This is a genomic window from Mucilaginibacter lutimaris, assembly GCF_042676625.1.
Classification (GTDB): domain Bacteria; phylum Bacteroidota; class Bacteroidia; order Sphingobacteriales; family Sphingobacteriaceae; genus Mucilaginibacter; species Mucilaginibacter lutimaris.
This window is the reverse complement of the sequence record NZ_JBHTIA010000003.1, coordinates 1,830,322-1,847,260: the sequence shown is the minus strand read 5'-3', so window position 1 is coordinate 1,847,260 and position 16,939 is coordinate 1,830,322. Positions and strand designations below refer to the sequence as shown.

Annotated in this window: 18 protein-coding genes; 9 read left to right on the top strand and 9 right to left on the bottom strand. The window is 44.1% G+C overall.

The annotated features are described in order from the left end of the window. Window positions 1-169: 169 nt before the first annotated feature. The 3 genes from ACFQZI_RS09295 to ACFQZI_RS09285 all read right to left on the bottom strand — a co-directional run bounded on the left by ACFQZI_RS09295 (window position 170) and on the right by ACFQZI_RS09285 (window position 3,781). Window positions 170-1,729: a hypothetical protein gene (locus tag ACFQZI_RS09295; protein ID WP_377141533.1), complete on the bottom strand. Its 1,560-nt coding sequence runs from the start codon at window positions 1,727-1,729 to the stop codon at window positions 170-172. Window positions 1,730-1,851: 122 nt separating this feature from the next. Further along, complete coding sequence (locus tag ACFQZI_RS09290) at window positions 1,852-3,129, bottom strand: DNA polymerase Y family protein (RefSeq protein WP_377141530.1); 1,278 nt, start codon at window positions 3,127-3,129, stop codon at window positions 1,852-1,854. 127 nt (window positions 3,130-3,256) lie between these two features. After that, on the bottom strand, window positions 3,257-3,781 hold the full coding sequence (locus ACFQZI_RS09285) for a DinB family protein (protein ID WP_377141527.1): 525 nt from the start codon (window positions 3,779-3,781) through the stop codon (window positions 3,257-3,259). Between the two features lie 136 nt (window positions 3,782-3,917). Here ACFQZI_RS09285 and ACFQZI_RS09280 point away from each other — a divergent pair, with 136 nt between their 5' ends. Next, a complete protein-coding gene (locus ACFQZI_RS09280; RefSeq protein WP_377141524.1) occupies window positions 3,918-4,499 on the top strand; it encodes a hypothetical protein in 582 nt (193 codons plus the stop codon). Between the two features lie 121 nt (window positions 4,500-4,620). On the opposite strand, the gene ACFQZI_RS09275 is transcribed toward ACFQZI_RS09280, so the two are convergent. Both ACFQZI_RS09275 and ACFQZI_RS09270 read right to left on the bottom strand, forming a co-directional pair. Further along, entirely contained in the window at window positions 4,621-5,925 is a 1,305-nt protein-coding gene (locus ACFQZI_RS09275) for a DEAD/DEAH box helicase (protein WP_377141521.1), read from the bottom strand. A 115-nt stretch (window positions 5,926-6,040) separates the two neighbouring features. Then, window positions 6,041-6,622: a hypothetical protein gene (locus tag ACFQZI_RS09270; RefSeq protein ID WP_377141519.1), complete on the bottom strand. Its 582-nt coding sequence runs from the start codon at window positions 6,620-6,622 to the stop codon at window positions 6,041-6,043. 360 nt (window positions 6,623-6,982) lie between these two features. Here ACFQZI_RS09270 and ACFQZI_RS09265 point away from each other — a divergent pair, with 360 nt between their 5' ends. The 6 genes from ACFQZI_RS09265 (at window position 6,983) to ACFQZI_RS09240 (ending at window position 11,803) form a co-directional block, all read left to right on the top strand. Next, the gene (locus ACFQZI_RS09265; RefSeq protein ID WP_377141516.1) at window positions 6,983-7,696 is read left to right on the top strand and encodes a CoA transferase subunit A; all 714 of its coding nucleotides are present in this window, start codon (window positions 6,983-6,985) and stop codon (window positions 7,694-7,696) included. 10 nt (window positions 7,697-7,706) lie between these two features. Next, on the top strand, window positions 7,707-8,057 hold the full coding sequence (locus ACFQZI_RS09260) for a four helix bundle protein (RefSeq protein WP_377141513.1): 351 nt from the start codon (window positions 7,707-7,709) through the stop codon (window positions 8,055-8,057). A 40-nt stretch (window positions 8,058-8,097) separates the two neighbouring features. Next, window positions 8,098-8,754 carry a 3-oxoacid CoA-transferase subunit B gene (locus ACFQZI_RS09255; RefSeq protein ID WP_377141510.1) on the top strand — a complete coding sequence of 219 codons (657 nt, stop codon included), beginning with the start codon at window positions 8,098-8,100 and terminating at the stop codon, window positions 8,752-8,754. A gap of 120 nt (window positions 8,755-8,874) precedes the next feature. Further along, entirely contained in the window at window positions 8,875-9,525 is a 651-nt protein-coding gene (rpe, locus tag ACFQZI_RS09250; protein WP_377141508.1) for a ribulose-phosphate 3-epimerase, read from the top strand. Window positions 9,526-9,695: 170 nt separating this feature from the next. After that, window positions 9,696-10,763 carry a 3-phosphoserine/phosphohydroxythreonine transaminase gene (serC, locus tag ACFQZI_RS09245; RefSeq protein ID WP_377141506.1) on the top strand — a complete coding sequence of 356 codons (1,068 nt, stop codon included), beginning with the start codon at window positions 9,696-9,698 and terminating at the stop codon, window positions 10,761-10,763. 83 nt (window positions 10,764-10,846) lie between these two features. Continuing rightward, complete coding sequence (locus tag ACFQZI_RS09240; protein ID WP_377141504.1) at window positions 10,847-11,803, top strand: D-2-hydroxyacid dehydrogenase; 957 nt, start codon at window positions 10,847-10,849, stop codon at window positions 11,801-11,803. A 63-nt stretch (window positions 11,804-11,866) separates the two neighbouring features. Here ACFQZI_RS09240 and ACFQZI_RS09235 read toward each other — a convergent pair whose 3' ends face one another. From ACFQZI_RS09235 to ACFQZI_RS09220, 4 genes are all read right to left on the bottom strand, one after another. Further along, on the bottom strand, window positions 11,867-12,061 hold the full coding sequence (locus ACFQZI_RS09235) for a hypothetical protein (RefSeq protein ID WP_377141502.1): 195 nt from the start codon (window positions 12,059-12,061) through the stop codon (window positions 11,867-11,869). 44 nt (window positions 12,062-12,105) lie between these two features. Continuing rightward, window positions 12,106-13,113: a hypothetical protein gene (locus tag ACFQZI_RS09230; protein WP_377141500.1), complete on the bottom strand. Its 1,008-nt coding sequence runs from the start codon at window positions 13,111-13,113 to the stop codon at window positions 12,106-12,108. Window positions 13,114-13,225: 112 nt separating this feature from the next. Further along, a complete protein-coding gene (corA, locus tag ACFQZI_RS09225; RefSeq protein WP_377141498.1) occupies window positions 13,226-14,350 on the bottom strand; it encodes a magnesium/cobalt transporter CorA in 1,125 nt (374 codons plus the stop codon). Next, window positions 14,350-14,961 (bottom strand): WbqC family protein, encoded by a 612-nt coding sequence (locus tag ACFQZI_RS09220; RefSeq protein WP_377141495.1) that lies wholly within the window; start codon window positions 14,959-14,961, stop codon window positions 14,350-14,352. Before ACFQZI_RS09220 ends, corA begins: the two co-directional genes overlap by 1 nt. Before the next feature lie 35 nt (window positions 14,962-14,996). On the opposite strand from ACFQZI_RS09220, the gene ACFQZI_RS09215 reads away from it, so the two are divergent. Next, complete coding sequence (locus tag ACFQZI_RS09215) at window positions 14,997-15,881, top strand: lysophospholipid acyltransferase family protein (protein WP_377141493.1); 885 nt, start codon at window positions 14,997-14,999, stop codon at window positions 15,879-15,881. Beyond that, window positions 15,878-16,936, top strand: a complete 1,059-nt coding sequence (locus ACFQZI_RS09210; protein WP_377141491.1) for a glycosyltransferase family 2 protein — start codon at window positions 15,878-15,880, stop codon at window positions 16,934-16,936. The genes ACFQZI_RS09215 and ACFQZI_RS09210 overlap by 4 nt, the downstream gene beginning before the upstream one ends. Window positions 16,937-16,939: the final 3 nt, after the last annotated feature.

The following is a 16,939-nucleotide window of genomic DNA, read 5'->3' as shown; positions in this document are numbered from 1 at the left end:
AACACAAGGGGTGTCCAACTCGTTAAAAAACGGGACGGAATGGGACACCTGATTTCAAATGTGTGCTGGTGTGTTTACTCACCCCGCGGCGCTTCGCTCGCGACCCTTTCTCCGCAAGCGGAAAGAGGGTGAGGAAATTTTACTATTAATACTGGGGTTGCTTTACACTTTACTCTTGTACCACTTTCACAAAAACGGGCGTTTCTGTTGCTACAATTTTTAATTCACCATTCACGGGGGTTACTTTACTCTCACTCATTGCATCGGCACCTGGTCTTAATGTGTAAACAACAACTTTAGCCCCGGCACCCAATTTAAGGGTATAACCTGCCGTACGGCCAACCTGATCCGGCACGGTAAGTACATAAATTACACTTTTACCCAACACATACTTGTCTACAATAGGATCGGCGTTGATGGTACCTTTGTAGACATAGTTACCCATCAGCTTATTGGTTTGTAAAATGTAATCGGCGGCGGGGCGGCGCCTGGGGCTTTCGGCAAGGCCCGAGGTCATATACTGTTCGGGGTTATTGGGCGCGGCATCAAACAACTGGTAAAAGAAAAGCCGCTGCACCCCATGCCGGGCGTATAACAGCGACGAACGTAATATCCAGTCGGCTTGTGTTATCAATGCCGATTCATTACCTATAGGCGGCGCATGCTGGTAACTTTGCGGATTGATATCATACCCTGTCTCCGTAACCCATACAGGCAACTTTAAACGGTTACCCAACTTTACAAAACTATCGGCAACTTTACCCGATACCGAAAGTTCGGGCGCTACACCCGTGGTAGACCGCTGATGCGTAAACACGCTGCCATCGTTGCTGTACAGGTGATAATTTATCACATCAAAACAAAGGTTGATGCTACCATCGGCCTTTAACCCACGGTTGGCCTTGCACCACGCTACAATCCGCTCAACATATTTCACATTGGCAGTAGCTAAACCACCCATTACTACTAGCATACTCGGGTCGGCGGTTTTAACGCCCGCGTTGTTGCCAAGCGTACCTTTATGCCCGTCGTAAAAAGCTGATAGGTTGGCGGCATATTCCTCCGGCGATTGCGTGGCTTTTTCGCCCTTCCACCAGCGGTCGGGTTCGTTATTGCACTCTATGTATTTAACAAGCCCAAGGCCGATCTTTACCGTATTAACCGGGTCGTTGGTCCAGCGGGGGCGGGTATCAACCTTAACAAGGCTTGGGTTAACATGTGTATTGGCCCCATACCTTGCCGCAAACTGAAAAGCCGTGCGTGCCTGCACAATGTATGATGCCGTCAATAAACGGTTAGCGCCATAATTAGCGGGCACATTCTCATCATCGCGTTCATCAGCGGGGTAGGTGTTCATCATCCAAACGGGCAGGTTTTTAATACTGGCCAAAACCAAAATGCTGTCCTGCTTGCAACGGGTGTACATTACATCGTAATACCAGCTGCCGTTATTGGTAGGGTTGTAGGTGTAGTTACCCTCGGTATTTTCCAGCTTGTTCCAGTTAAGGTAGTGCCTTACCGCGCTAAAACTTTTAATAAGCGCCATGTTAGCTTCGTAAATATGGCCATGCTCGTTCTTAGCCGCGGGGTTCTCTAAAAAGTTCCATTCGTAACTATTTACGCCAAACATATTTTTAAGCGGCGTTTGATTACTGTCGGCCGGGTTTGGCCCGCCGGGTTTTACAATCGCGACTGTATCTTTAGCAATAACAGGTTTGTTTTGGCCCATAAAATGGCAGCGCGATAAGCCAAGTGTGGCAATTAAAATGAGATATGTGGACCGATGGCAGAATAACATATTAATTATACAAGCTTAAAGGTAGTAAAAATGCTAACGCGGGGGGGGTGGGGCTAACCCTTATAATCCAGATCCGTCAGATCTTTTACCGATCCAAAGCCAATTACATCTTTTATCACCTTGCCGTCCGTCATCTCTACAGCGCGGATAAGCTTATCAGGCCCAAATTTATCTTTTATCTGGTGCATGGTTTTCAGCGCTGTTTCCTGTTTATCCATGTCATCAAACAGGCTGTAAAGCATATTGCCGTTATTTACAAAATTAGTTACGGCTACACGCATCTGGGTAATTTGGGTGTTCATGATGGGCGCGCAATTGGTAGCCTCTTCAAACTTGGCTATACGGATACGGATCATGCGCATGAGGCTTATGGCGTCCTGCACCGGGGTGGTAATGGTAAACGCGTCATCCCAGCGGGTATCATCGGCATACCGGGCAGTAAACCCTACCGATTTACAATAGAACTTATGGTGCACCATCCGCTTTTCGAGCGTGAGGCAAAGCGTCATAAATAGCTGGTCGATATAGTTGATGTGCTGGCGTTTCTCGGCCGAGATCTGCCGCATGGCCTGCATGCCCTTATACTCATGCGCTACAATATTGGTTTCTATAAAGTTAAGCCGGTAGTGCCAGTAAACACCGTCTATACTTTTAAAGATACTCCGTAACCGTTCGGGCGGGGTGTAGCGCATCTCTAACGGGGTTTTAACACCGGCACGCTCCAGCCTGTATGACATGTTAGCCCCAATTCCCGGCAGGTCGCCCAGTTTTAAACCGCTCAAAACCGAATCGATGTTTTGCGGGGTTATCATCATTAACCCGTCGCGTTTTTTGCCTTGTACCGATGCCAGTTTGGCCAGGAAAGCATTTGGCGCTATACCTACCGAACAGGTCAGCCAGTCGCCCACTTTTTGCAGAATATCGCGCTTAATGTTCATGGCCATCTGCATAGGGTCAACATTTTCGTAATTGCTGAAATTAACAATGGCCTCGTCTATGCTTTTAGGTACCACATCGTTGCAATACCCGCGCATTACGTTAATGATCTTGGTGTGGTACTGCCTGTAACGGGCGGGGTTGCTTTCCACCGGGACAAGTTCGGGGCATTGCGCAATGGCATCGTTAAGGCGCATACCTGCCTTAAGGCCGCGCTCCTTAGCCTCGGTTGATAGCGAGATAACGCAGCCGTATTTGCCGGTGTAAACGCAAACACCCACAGGGCGGCCACGCAGCCAGTAATTTGCCTGTTGCTCGCACCGGGCAAAGTAACTGTTCATATCTATGAATAGCACCCGCGCTTCTGCCTTAATCTCTATCTTGTTCTGATTCACAAAACAAAATTGCTAATTATTTTAGCAAATACAAACTTTCGCGGATATTTAGTTTTGAACCGGCATAAATAAAAAATGCCACTCCAGGCTAAATCGGAATGGCATAATTATTTAAAATATCTTATGCTTAAAAAAGCATCTCGTTAGGCGGAGTTGCACCTTTTAAACGCAGGTATAAAGTGGTTTGGCCACGGTGGTGTGTTTGGTGCTCAAATGCCTTTGCCAGTAATAAGCCTCGGGTTGATTTCATCTTACCCATTGCTACTTCTTCTTTAAATTGGGCATCGGTCATGCTTTGGATGCTGGCGATAGCGTAATCGTAGCTTTCTAAAACAGCTTTTGTAGTAGCCTCTTTGTTTTGTGCAACCGTTTTTTCTACCGATACATCTTTGGCGATAGGGGGTGTTTTACCTGTCGCGGTAGCAATAAAAAAGTAGTTGGCATCGGCAAGGTGCAGCATCTGGCCTGCAAAGGTACGTACCTCGGGCGTAGCTTTAAAGCTGTAACCATCGGCAGGCATAGCATCTAAATACGCTTTTGTGTAAGCCTTGGCACGGGTCCATTCGGCAACGGTTTGATCTTTGGTTATCTGTGCAAATACCGAGGTACATGCCAGTACCATAAGGGCAAACAGAAAGGGTAATTTTTTCATAATAAGGTTAATTTTAGTTTTCGGTATAAAGGTAATTTTTTAGGCATTAGCTAACAAGGCTTAGCTGAATTTAAAACCATTACCCTAAAAGGTTGTTGACTGGTTGATTTTGCACCTTAAGCCGAACGATCTTGCTATGAAAAAACTACTCCTTTGCCTATTCCTGTTATCTGCAGGCGCAGCATTTGCACAAGTTGCGCAGGCCATAAAAAAAGATTTTGAGGCCATTGTAGCGTACACCCACCAAAAAAACATGGATAAGGTTATAGACATGACCTACCCGCGCATCTTCACCGTGATGCCCAAAGCGCAAATGAAAGACATGGCAAACGGGATGCTGGATGGCATGGGCATCAAAACCATATTTGAAGAAGTGCCGCTGATGTTAAAACTTAGCCCGGTTAAAAAACTGAACAATGCTGCTATTTGCCTTGGCAGGTACAACCAAAGCATGGTACTGGAGTTTGCCAACCCCGCTCTGGCAGATATGATGACCAAAACCCAAATGAAGGGTACTGTTACAGAAAAAATTGGCGACAATAAAGTGCGAATGAAGGGTACCCAATATTTGCTGGCTATTAAAGATAGTTATACCGGCAACAGCTGGAAATACCTGCGTTACGATGATGAAGATGCCGCTACAAACGCCAGGATCTTATCTAAAGAAATTATTGCTGCTGCCACTCAATTAAAAACCGCCTTAAAAATCGTTAAATAATGATGAAGATAGCCATTTGCTCTGGTTAAACCACATGAGCATATTCTACAACATACATCTACAATAGGCACAGTTCAATATAGATCCTTCGCTATCGCTCAGGATGACAAATTTTTAAGATCTAACTCGATATATCTATCTTTATTTTCCGGCCTTTTATTTTTTCGTTCTTCACCAATGCAACGGTACGCTCTATTAAATGGCGTTTTACTGCGGCGTAAGAGGAATGATCTAATACCTCTATCAATCCAAGATCTTCTTTTGCGAGTTCGCCTTTTTTAAGCAGGAGGCCCACAATGTCAACCTTATTTATCTTATCCTTTTTGCCTGCGGCGATGTAAACCGTAGCCCATAGCGATAACGGCGGCATAACGGTTTTTGTTGGTAAAATCTCCTCCTCGGGCATCTCTGCCAAATAATCAGGTTTTTCCCCGGGCGATAAAAGCAGGTAGGAGGTACCCGTGGCATGCATCCTGGCTGTACGGCCGTTGCGGTGGATAAAGGCTTCCTGATTATGTGGCAACTGGTAATGTACCACATGCTCTATCTCGGGGATATCTAACCCGCGCGAGGCCAGGTCGGTAGTGATTAATATATGGTGGCTGCCGTTCCTGAATTTAAGCAGGGCACGTTCGCGGTCGTCCTGCTCCATACCGCCGTGAAAAATATCGTGCGGCAGGCCCATGTCATAAAGCAGGTCGCTGATGCGGTCAACCGCTTCGCGATGGTTACAAAATACGAGGGTTGGTTTATCACTTATCTTACAAATAAGGGCGAACAGGGCGTCCAGCCTGTCGGCGGGTTCGCATATCACCGCTTTTTGTTTAAGAGCAGCGACAGATGCGGTGGCATTAGCCAGGTAATCCAGCTTAGCCGGGCGGTTAATACCGGTGAACGAAGGGATAGCATCCATTGGCGTAGCCGAAGTTAGTATCCGCTTTTTAAGATTTGGCAGCTCATTGATAATAAACGACATATCTGCCTGAAAACCAAACTCCAATGATTTATCAAATTCATCAAGAATTAGGGTGGCAATGGTGCTTGTATCAAAGGTTTCGCGGCGGATGTGGTGGGCTATGCGGCCCGGCGTGCCCACAATAACCGCCGGCGGCTGCGTGAGGCTGTTCAACTCTGTTTTAAGCGGGTGCCCGCCATAAAAACAGTTTATTTTAAACCCGCTGCCCATGCTTCGAAAAACCTGCTCTATCTGCAAAGCCAGTTCGCGCGATGGCACCATGATCATTACTTGTACAGTGCTGATATTAGGATCTAATATACCAAGCAACGGCAGCAAAAACCCCAGAGTTTTACCCGACCCGGTGGGCGAAAGCAGTATTACATCGCCTTTTTTAGCGGCGGCAATGGCAGCCTCCTGCATGGGGTTAAGGGCATTTATCTTAAGGTTGGTGAGCGCTTGCTGTATCATAAGCCGCAAAGATAAGCAAACCCGCTACTTAATATGCTAACGGGTTTGCTGTACTCATCTATCGCCACAAATGTAAGCTGCCGTATGGAAAGCCCTGACCTTCGGCATACATTTGCTACTCCCCAACCTTTTGCTGCTCAGGTAATTCGCCGTACCCGGCTACATCACCTTCGGTGTTGGTACCGGTGGTGGAGCCGTCGTTATCGGCAGTGCCTTCCTGGTAGCTTTCCTGCGATTCGTTGCGGTTTGCTTCGGTATCGTTACTGTCACCTTCGGTAACACGTTCGCCGCTTTCTTCGCTTTCCTTAGCAGGCCCTTCATTTTCTGCGTCGGACTGCCCGGTTGGTACCGCACCGGTCGACTCGGTGTAGTTGGATTGCCCTAACTGGTTAGGATCCTTAAAGTTGTTATGCTCGGGGTGCTCTTCAGATGGCTCGCTCCGTTTAAAATATTCGTTGCTGTAACCTGCGTTTTGCGAAGGGTTGTTACCATCATCGCCCGATGGTGTATTGGCATTCTCGCCAAAGCGTTGCCCACCCGCGCCGTTTGCTTCCATTCCCGGCTCAGTGCCATTCTTTTCTTCGCTGCCAAACATAAATACTTCGCGGCGCAGGTCTTTCTCTTCTAAATTATCGTCGTCTTTTACTTCGTAAGCAGTTGGTTTGCTTTGCTCTTCGTTATCATTATATGCTGTCATGATGTTTATAGATTGATGTATAGTAATAAAGGATCGGGTTGTGTATTTGTTTGCTTTTATTAATTGCAAGTTAAAAAACAGGGTGTCCCATTCCGTCCCGTTTTTTGCAGAGTGGGACACCCCGACTTTAGATCATAAAGCACTTAAAAACAGTTCATTAATAATAATTTAGAAAAGTGTTTATTTAAGTAAGTTTACAACTTTAGTAAAATTAAAATATTGAATATCAATATTTTATGAATTTATACCTGTAGTGTAACAAATAGTGGGACACCCGGGAAAAAGGCTGATAAATATTATGCTTGCATAGTATTAAGCTTCGGTCAAAATACCTAATTTTACCGCAACCAATTATATAAGATGAATAAAGTTGTGAGCGGTGCCGACGAGGCCATACGCGATATTAAAGACGGCGACACGCTGATGCTGGGCGGTTTCGGCATGTGCGGCCTGCCCGAAAAATGCATCCTTGCGCTGGTGAAAAAGGGCGTAAAAGATCTTACCTGCATATCTAATAATGCCGGGGTAGATGATTTTGGCATCGGCTTATTGCTACACCAGCACCAGGTAAAAAAGATGATCTCATCATACGTAGGCGAGAACGCCGAGTTTGAGCGCCAGCTGCTAAGCGGCGAACTGGAGGTAGAGCTCATTCCGCAGGGTACACTGGCCACCCGCTGTATGGCAGCGGGTTACGGTATGCCAGCCATATTTACCCCCGCAGGCATTGGTACCGAAGTTGCCGAAGGCAAAGAGGTGCGCAATTTTAACGGAAAAGACTACCTGATGGAAATGGCCTTTGATGCCGATTTTGCCATTGTGAAAGCCTGGAAGGGGGATAGGCTGGGTAACCTCGTATATCGTTCTACTGCCCGTAATTTTAACCCCGTTATGGCCATGGCTGGTAAAATAACTATTGCCGAAGTTGAGGAACTTGTAGAGCCCGGCGAACTTGACCCGGACAACATACATACTCCTGGTATTTACGTGCACCGCATTTTCCAGGGAGAGAACTACGAAAAGAGGATAGAACAAAGAACGGTAAGGAAGAGATTTGAAAATGATGTAATTTGAAGATTTGAAAATGAGAAATGACAAAGAAAATCTTATAGTTACATTAACATTTGAGTTCGCTTTAGATATTATCACTTTTTGCGAGAAATTAGAATCACAAAAGAAATTCGCTATCGCGCGACAATTAATTAGATGCGGAACCTCAATAGGAGCTAATGTTAGGGAAGCCCAAAACGCAGAAAGCAAAGCTGATTTTATTCATAAAATAAAAATCGCGGCCAAAGAGGCGGATGAAACTGAATACTTTCTGCTATTATGTCAATTTTCAAATACGTATCCTTTTGAGCCGGTTCTGTTAAATAAGTTGTCAGTAATAATTAAAGTTATCTCTAAAATTATTTCAAGTTCAAAAAGCAATTGAAGCAATTTTCAAATTTTCAAATCGCCAAATTTTCAAATTAATGTTAAACAAAGAAGGCATTGCCAAGCGAATAGCTAAAGAAGTGAAAGACGGTTACTATGTTAACCTTGGAATCGGCATCCCAACACTGGTTGCCAACTACATTCCCGATAATGTGGATGTGATATTGCAATCAGAAAATGGTTTGCTGGGTATGGGGCCTTTCCCCTTTGAGGGCGAGGAGGACGCAGATACTATTAACGCCGGTAAGCAAACTATTACCAAGCTGCCTGGTTCGGCAGTGTTCGACTCGGCCATGAGTTTTGGAATGATCAGGGCGAAAAAGGTTAATCTGACTATCCTCGGCGCTATGGAAGTATCCGAGAATGGCGACATAGCTAACTGGAAGATCCCCGGCAAAATGGTAAAGGGCATGGGCGGCGCTATGGACCTGGTAGCATCTGCCGAGAATATTATTGTAGCCATGCAGCACGTAAACAAAGCAGGCGAATCTAAACTGTTACCAAACTGCACCCTGCCTTTAACAGGCATTAACTGCGTAAAAAAAATAGTGACCGAACTGGCGGTGCTTGATGTACTGCCCGAAGGCGGGTTTAAGCTCCTTGAACGCGCCCCCGGTGTAACAGTTGAAGAAATAAAAGCCGCTACCGCCGGTAAATTGATCATTGATGGCGACGTACCGGAAATGGTGATATAATTGCGATGGAAATTTCGAATGATGAATTTCGGATGTCCCAATATCGAATTTATAGCTTCATTATTTGATATTGGACATTCGGTGTTCAATATTAGTTAAGAACCTTTTATATTTACCGCTATGAACCATCTGATAGCACCTTCTATATTATCTGCCGATTTTGCAAACCTGCAGCGCGATGTTGAAATGATAAATAACAGCGAAGCCGACTGGTTTCACGTGGATGTGATGGATGGTATGTTTGTACCGAACATATCATTTGGTTTCCCGGTGGTAAAGGCTACCAAACAGCACGCCACCAAACCGCTGGATGTGCACCTGATGATTGCAGACCCCGACCGTTATTTGAAAGGATTTGCCGAAGCCGGCGCAGATAGTATTACCGTACATTACGAGGCCTGCCCGCATTTGCACCGCACTGTGCAAGCCATTAAACAACTGGGTTGCAGGGCAGGGGTAGCTATTAACCCCGCTACGCCAACGGCTCTACTCAAAGATATTATCGCCGATATAGACATGGTGTTGGTGATGTCGGTTAACCCGGGTTTTGGCGGGCAAAAGTTTATTGAGCATACCTACACCAAGGTTGCCGAAGTTAAAGCCATGAGCGCGAATGCTAACCCCAACCTGTATATTGAGGTTGATGGTGGCGTAGGTAATCAAAATATATCGAAGTTAATAGAGGCCGGCGCTAACGTTTTTGTGGCCGGTAATTCGGTTTTTACGGCAGCAGATCAGTCGCAGGCTATATCCATGTTAAAACACCCATAATTATCGATCTGATAATTTATTCCTTCAATCAACGCCTTATTGTGATTTAAAACTACTTTTTTATAAAATTATAAAAAATAGTCTATAAAAGTTGTCGAATTTATTATCTTCGGCCTTCCTAAATATAAAGTTGATAATTAGTTATTAGTCAAATATATAGTTTAACCATTATGAAACACAATTTCGGTGCCGGCCCCGGCATATTACCTAACGAAGTTTTAAAACAGGCTGCAGAAGCAGTAATTGATTTTAACGGAACCGGTCTATCCCTGCTTGAAATTTCGCACCGTTCGCCGGAATTTGAAGCTGTTTTAAATGAGGCCGTAAGCTTAGTTAAAGAACTTTTTGGCGTGCCCGAGGGCTACTCTGTTTTGTTTTTACAAGGTGGTGCAAGCACACAGTTTGCGTTAGCGCCCTACAACCTTTTACCCGAAGGTGGCAAAGCCGCTTACCTCGAGAGTGGCGTGTGGGCTAACAAGGCTTTAAAAGAAGCGAAATTTTTTGGTGAAGTTGAGGTTGTTGCTACATCAAAAGAAAGCAATTTTACATACATCCCTAAAGATTATACCATCCCTACGGATGCTGCCTACTTCCATATTACGTCAAACAATACTATTTACGGTACGCAGATGCAGGAGTTCCCTAAATCGCCCGTTCCGTTGGTATGCGATATGTCGTCAGATATATTCAGCCGTACCGTTAACGTAGCCGATTTTGGTTTGATATACGCGGGCGCTCAAAAAAATATGGGCCCTGCAGGTGTTACGCTGGTAATTGTTAAAGATGACCTTTTGGGTAAAACAGGCCGTAAAATACCGGCTATGTTTAACTACCAGGTACAAATAGAAGGTGGTTCGATGTATAACACGCCTCCTTGTTTTGCTATCTACGTATCTATGCTTACCCTTAAATGGTTAAAAGCAAAAGGTGGCGTACCGGCAATCGAAACCGAGAACAATGAGAAAGCAAAAGCACTTTATGCTGAAATTGATAGCAACCCATTCTTTAAAGCTGTGGCTGTAGAAGAAGACCGCTCACGCATGAATGTTTGCTTTGTTGCCGAAAACCCTGAGCACGAAAAACCATTCCTTAAACTTTGCGACGAAAAAGGCATTGTTGGCTTAAAAGGCCACAGGAGTGTTGGCGGTTTCCGCGCTTCAATTTACAATGCATTGCCAATCAGCAGCATTAACGTGCTGATTGAAACGATGCAGGAATTTGCTGAGAAAAATAAATAATATTTAGCGATCGGAGATTGGTGATTAGAGATCAGTTCTCATTCACCAATCTCTAATCTCAAGTCTCTAATCACTAAAACAAAATGATCAAAATATTAGCTAACGACGGTATTGACCCAATAGGCAAAAAAATGCTGGAAGATGCCGGGTTCTTTGTAGAAACCAACAACATCCCACAGGATGAATTGCCTGAGCGTTTACAGGAATTTGACGCCATAACTGTACGCAGCGCTACTAAAGTGCGTGCTGCCTTAATTGATGCCTGCCCTAACCTTAAGCTTATTGGCCGCGGTGGTGTAGGTGTTGATAATATTGATGTAGATTACGCCAAAAGCAAAGGCATTGGCGTGTATAACACACCTGCATCATCATCACTATCTGTTGCTGAATTGGTATTTGCGCAATTGTTCACAGGCGTACGTTTTCTGCACGATAGTAACCGTAAAATGCCTGTTGATGGCGCCACAAAATTTAACGACCTGAAAAAAGCTTATGCTAAAGGCGTTGAGCTTAGAGGAAAAACTTTAGGTGTTGTTGGGTTTGGCCGCATTGGCCGCGAGGTTGCAAAAATTGCCATAGGCGTTGGCATGGATGTAATCGCTTATGATCTGTTTGAGTTTAATCCTGAGGTTGAAATTGTTTTAGGTAGCGGCGGTACAAAAGTAAATGTGGCCGTAAAAAAATCAACCCTAAACGAGATCATTGAAACCGCCGATTTTATTACACTACACACGCCGTTTATAGATAAAGCCCTGATCGGTGCAGAAGAATTGGCGCAAATGAAAAAAGGCGTTCAGTTGATCAATATCTCACGTGGTGGATTGATAGATGAGCTGGCATTAATAGAAGCATTAAACAGCGGCCAGGTAGCTTATGCGGCGTTAGACGTTTTTGATAACGAACCAACTCCACGCCAGGAGATTCTGTCACATCCAAAAATTTCGTTAACCCCGCACATTGGCGCCGCCACAAACGAAGCTCAGGAGCGTATAGGTGTTGAACTGGCCAGTTTAATAATTGGTCACTTTAACAAGTTATAGTATAAATATAATAGAAAGGGCCTTTTGCAACAGCAAAAGGCCCTTTCTATTTAGGTGTATTTATTATTTATCAATACCCCCGGTCAATGGCTCGGTTGCAGGGGAATAATTTATTAATATTAATAGCTGGAACATTTCATCTACATTGGCATATTGGTCTTTATCCATTAAAAAGCTCTTTTGGCCCTTAAATGGTGTACCCTGTGCGGTAAGGTTAAACAGCACCGCTTTACCACTTTCCGAAAAAGCGTTCAGCAAATTGCCGTCAGTAAAACTGCCTGTGAAATAATCATAAGTATTAGCTACGCGTTTATATTTATTTTGCCCGTATTGGTGGTGTTGCTTTTGCCTTTCGGCATCATAATAAATCCACCATTGTAAACTATCACAGCCGAGCAAATGCCCTTAACCGCCCCCGAACGTTTTAACAGCGAGGCAAAGCGGATGTCGTTTGGTTGGTCTGTCTGCTTTACGTGGAAACCGCCAAACAGGCCCACTAATTTTTCATTGTCCAGGTGATAACGCTTTTTATAAATGTTAAAATTCTCGAGCATTACACTATCTCTGCGGGTATCTGCAACTTTATTAAGCGCAATATTTAGCATCTCGTAGGTATTACGCATCAGGAAATCGGCGTCATCAAACTGGTTGCCCAATTTTTTTTGATAAGTAGCCATATCTGCTTTGTAGATGGGATAGATCCTTACTATTTCGGCGGCAATTTCTTTACCAATTCCTTTTTCGCTATCGAGTTTGCTCAAAGCTTGGCCTACCGTAGTTTTGGCATTATCGCCGGTAAATATCCTGGTTTGCAAATACTGTATGGCCTTACGATAGCCATGCTCAATATCAACTGGCAAAATCACTATCTTTTGGTTGTCTGGCAAGGTTGTATTTAGCTTGTATAATTTTTTAAATAGTTCGTGAACACTTTTATTGTAATAATAAGTGCCGTTATATTTCTGAAAAGCAGTTGTATAAGTAGAGTCGTCACCGGTTTTCAGGTAATTGTTTAAAATAATACCATCAAGATAACCAAGTTCCATAAACAGGTACTTTACGCCTGCCTTTTGTCGCAGATAATTAACCAAAGAATATTGAATGTCGTAAGAATAAGCTATGCCGTGCCCCTCACCAATCATAAAGAGCTGATTTTTTAGTATTTCGGGCGTAAAAACGCAGTCCATATTTTTAAACCCTTTATCATCCCATGTTGCTGAATTTTTTGCGAGGTATGCGGTTTTGATGTTCTGGGCATGTCCAACAATGGCACTTAGTAAAAATACTGCAAGTAAAACTTTGATTCTCATTAAAATTATGATGCTTTTATGCAAGACTATCAATCCCCGCAAAAAGTTGCATAGGATTAATTTTATTTTATTGCAGGGACAAGTGGCTTAATTCATAGCTCATTTACTAATCCTAAAGCTTATTGAACCACCCCTTGCGCCAAAAAACCAACACCTGAAACGCGCCAATTAAAAACATACCTGCCAAAGCATAAACATACCCGTGATGTACATATAGCTCGGGCATGTTGTCTTTTATAAGATGCCCGTGAGTATCCTGGCGGCTAAAGTTCATGCCGTAAATGCCGGCAATAAAAGTGAGGGGGATAAATATTACGGAAATGATGGTGAGCACCTTCATAATTTCGTTCATGCGGTTGCTTACCATACTCAGATAAAGGTCTATAATGCTGCTGGTTACCTCTTTGTAGCTTTCTACCATATCCATCGCCTGGATGCAATGGTCGTAAGCATCACGCAAAAAAAGCTTGGTTTCTTTAGTTATTTCCGGGCTTTCGCTGCGGATCATATCATTTATCTTATCACGCTCGGGCCAGCACGACCGGCGAATGATAATCAGCGTTCGTTTTAGCTGTTGCGCATCAAACATAATGCTTTTATCGGGGCTTTGGTAAAGCTTATCCTCCGTTTCGTCGATCATGTCGCCTATTTTAGAAAGCAGCACAAAATAATTATCAAGGATGGTATCTGTTAAAGCATAAAATATGTAGCCTGGTCCGGCAGTGCGTATTACGCCTTTGCCTGCCTTTAACCTTGTGGTAACCACTTCAAAATAATCAAGATGGCTCTCTTCAAAACTAATAATGATGTTGTCTTTTACGATGCCACTAAACTGGCAGTTCACCAACTCATCCTGTTGGTTAAAGTAAATAATGCGGCTGGTGCCAAACACGTATCCATCATACTCGTCAAACTTAGGGCGTTGGTGGGTATTTACCACATCCTCTAATACCAGTTGGTTAATGCCCAGGAATGTACCAATGTCTTCTATCAGCCCGGCATCACCAATGCCATTAATTTTTATCCAATGCGTATGGTCGTTACATTTAGCTATTTGTTTTGTAATGGTTTCAATATCCTTGCCCTTGCTGGTTTGCAGGTCGTTTTCGTTGAACGAGTATATGGTAATTTTCGGGGGCAGGGCATCCTCTGGTATAATAATGCTGCCAGGGCGGGCACCCACGTTAATATTGCGTTTTTTATGTTTATAGTGTACGCGCCTGGTATAAGTAGCCATTATAGATAATTTAAGGCCTGCGGCCCTTGGTTAAACAGCAGGTCTGCAATGCTTAAATTTTGCAAAAAGCCCTGTCGTTCTTCAAAAACCTGAAAGTATGGCTTTTGTTGCGTATGGTTCGCATTTTTGCCGTTTAGGCTGGTACGCAGGTCTGTAAGGTGAGGGTATGCAGGTTCGTAGGTATCGGTAACCTGTATATCTATTTTGATTTTTAGCAGGCGCAATAAAAGTTCCAGCAGTTCGCGGTTATAATCAAATAGGTATTTGGTTTGCTTTTCATAAAATGGCGCAAAATCATCTTCATAATATTCAAAGTAGGCCGAGCTGCGGTAGCAGGTTTGCAAACCCATCCAATGCGCGCGCTGCCACCTAAAGTCGTAGCTTATTTTTACATCTTTAATTACCGTGTGGTTTTTAGAGCCTTTAATAACAGGTACTGTAAGCACCTGCCTTCCATCGGGCGAGTAGATATTTGCCCGGTTACGGTAGGTCTGTTTTGGAAAATGTTCTTCCCGTTCAAATACCACGTTTGGTTTAAAAGCCAAAAGGTTTGTAAAATAATCTACCGGCGGCAGGTAAAACATCGGCAAAACAGCACCGTTCTCAATCATATATATTTTTTATGTTTGTGGCAAAATTGGGAAAAATGTTAAGAAAAGCGGCTTTAAATACGGGTATATTTTTTTTATACCTTGTGTCGTTGCTGCCGTTTTGGTTTTTATATGGCTTAGCCGATGTTATTTTCCTGGTTTTGTATTATGTTGTGCGCTACCGCAGGGATGTTGTAAAAACCAATCTCGCCAATTCATTCCCTGACCGTAGCGAGGCCGAGCGCCATAGAATAGAACGCTGTTATTACCGCTACCTGGGCGACCTAATGGTTGAAACCATTAAAATGATAACGGTGAGCGAAAAGGCTTTGCGAGAACGAATGAAACCTACTAACCCCGAACTGGTAGAACATTACTTTAGCCGGGGCCGCAGCATAATTGCAGCTGCCGGGCATTACTGCAACTGGGAAATGGCGGCGCTGGCCTTTGGGTTGCTTACAACAGAAAAACGCGTTATAGTGTATAAACCGCAAACCAACGAAGTTTTTAATGATCTGTTTAACCGAGTAAGGGCACGTTTCGGAGCCATATTAGTGGCCATGAAGCAAACATTACGCACTATGATAGCGTTTAAAAACGACCTTACATTTAGCGTGCTGGTAAGCGATCAAACACCAAACTATCATGAAATAAATTATTTTACTAATTTTTTGAACCAGCCCACGGCTGTTTTTCTGGGGATTGAGAAGCTGGCGAAAATGATGGATGCCGTAGTATTATTTTACCGGATAGACCGGGTTAAGCGCGGATATTATACTTACACCTTAGTGCCGCTTATTGAGCAACCTAAAGAAACCACAGGACACGAGATAACAGAGGCACATGTACAGTACCTGGAAAAATTGATACAGGAAACGCCCCAATATTGGCTTTGGAGCCACCGCAGGTGGAAATACAAGCCGGAGGATATGAATAAATGACAGATACACCAAAAGTTGCCGTAGTAATATTGAACTGGAACGGCATTAAATACCTTCGCGATTTTCTGCCCTTTGTGCTGGCCTCTACCTGGCCTAACCTGGATATTGTGGTGGGTGATAATGGCTCGACGGATGGGTCGCTGGAGTTTTTAAGGGGTGCCTACCCGGGTATCTGTATCATCGAAAATAAAGAGAACTTTGGCTTTACCGGCGGTTATAACCGTGTGTTGGCTCAGGTAGAAGCAGATTATTATATCCTCCTAAATTCCGACGTGGAGGTACAGCCGGGTTGGATAGAGCCTGTTATCGCATTAATGGAGACTGATGCCCGAATCGCTGCCGCCGCGCCTAAGATCATGTCATACGCGCAGAAAGATCACTTTGAGCACGCTGGGGCTGCCGGGGGCTTTATTGATAAATTTGGCTACCCGTTTTGCCGCGGGCGGATATTTTACGAGATAGAGGAGGATAAGGGCCAATATGACCAACCGGGCGAGATCTTTTGGGCATCGGGCGCGGCCATGTTCATCAAAAAGAAAAATTGGGATGAGGCCGGTGGTTTTGACGAAAGCTTTTTTGCCCACATGGAAGAAATTGACCTTTGCTGGCGATTAAAAAATATGGGATACAAAGTGATGTATTGCCCGCAATCGGTTATATACCATGTTGGCGGCGGCACCTTAAATGCCGAAAACCCTTTTAAAACATATCTTAACTTTCGTAATAACCTGCTGTTGCTCAAAAATAATCTACCATTCTGGCGCGCGTTATGGACCATTAGCATACGGTTTTGGATGGACCTGCTGGCACTGGTGCGTTTCCTGATGGAGGGTAAACGTAAAGACGCCTGGGCAATTAGCCGCGCGCACCAAAACTTTGTAAGGCGTTTATTTCAATCGAAGGTTAAGAGCGATGTTATCAAAAAATATCACAAACAGATCTCGAACGAAAAATACCACCACGTTACAGGGGTTTATTCGCGCAGTTTGGTTTGGGATTTCTTTATGAATAAGAAAACCAAATTTACCGATCTGGAGAAGAAAGACCTTGCATAATAA

Excerpts from the sequence above, each read along its gene's own strand:
- rpe (WP_377141508.1), top strand. The coding sequence starts at position 8,875 with ATGAACCATCTGATAGCACCTTCTATATTATCTGCCGATTTTGCAAAC.
- ACFQZI_RS09210 (WP_377141491.1), top strand. The coding sequence starts at position 15,878 with ATGACAGATACACCAAAAGTTGCCGTAGTAATATTGAACTGGAACGGC.
- ACFQZI_RS09255 (WP_377141510.1), top strand. The coding sequence starts at position 8,098 with ATGTTAAACAAAGAAGGCATTGCCAAGCGAATAGCTAAAGAAGTGAAA.
- ACFQZI_RS09230 (WP_377141500.1), bottom strand. The coding sequence starts at position 13,113 with ATGAGAATCAAAGTTTTACTTGCAGTATTTTTACTAAGTGCCATTGTT.
- ACFQZI_RS09240 (WP_377141504.1), top strand. The coding sequence starts at position 10,847 with ATGATCAAAATATTAGCTAACGACGGTATTGACCCAATAGGCAAAAAA.
- serC (WP_377141506.1), top strand. The coding sequence starts at position 9,696 with ATGAAACACAATTTCGGTGCCGGCCCCGGCATATTACCTAACGAAGTT.
- ACFQZI_RS09270 (WP_377141519.1), bottom strand. The coding sequence starts at position 6,622 with ATGACAGCATATAATGATAACGAAGAGCAAAGCAAACCAACTGCTTAC.
- ACFQZI_RS09295 (WP_377141533.1), bottom strand. The coding sequence starts at position 1,729 with ATGGGCCAAAACAAACCTGTTATTGCTAAAGATACAGTCGCGATTGTA.
- ACFQZI_RS09285 (WP_377141527.1), bottom strand. The coding sequence starts at position 3,781 with ATGAAAAAATTACCCTTTCTGTTTGCCCTTATGGTACTGGCATGTACC.
- ACFQZI_RS09220 (WP_377141495.1), bottom strand. The coding sequence starts at position 14,961 with ATGATTGAGAACGGTGCTGTTTTGCCGATGTTTTACCTGCCGCCGGTA.
- ACFQZI_RS09265 (WP_377141516.1), top strand. The coding sequence starts at position 6,983 with ATGAATAAAGTTGTGAGCGGTGCCGACGAGGCCATACGCGATATTAAA.
- ACFQZI_RS09275 (WP_377141521.1), bottom strand. The coding sequence starts at position 5,925 with ATGATACAGCAAGCGCTCACCAACCTTAAGATAAATGCCCTTAACCCC.
- ACFQZI_RS09260 (WP_377141513.1), top strand. The coding sequence starts at position 7,707 with ATGAGAAATGACAAAGAAAATCTTATAGTTACATTAACATTTGAGTTC.
- corA (WP_377141498.1), bottom strand. The coding sequence starts at position 14,350 with ATGGCTACTTATACCAGGCGCGTACACTATAAACATAAAAAACGCAAT.
- ACFQZI_RS09280 (WP_377141524.1), top strand. The coding sequence starts at position 3,918 with ATGAAAAAACTACTCCTTTGCCTATTCCTGTTATCTGCAGGCGCAGCA.
- ACFQZI_RS09215 (WP_377141493.1), top strand. The coding sequence starts at position 14,997 with ATGTTAAGAAAAGCGGCTTTAAATACGGGTATATTTTTTTTATACCTT.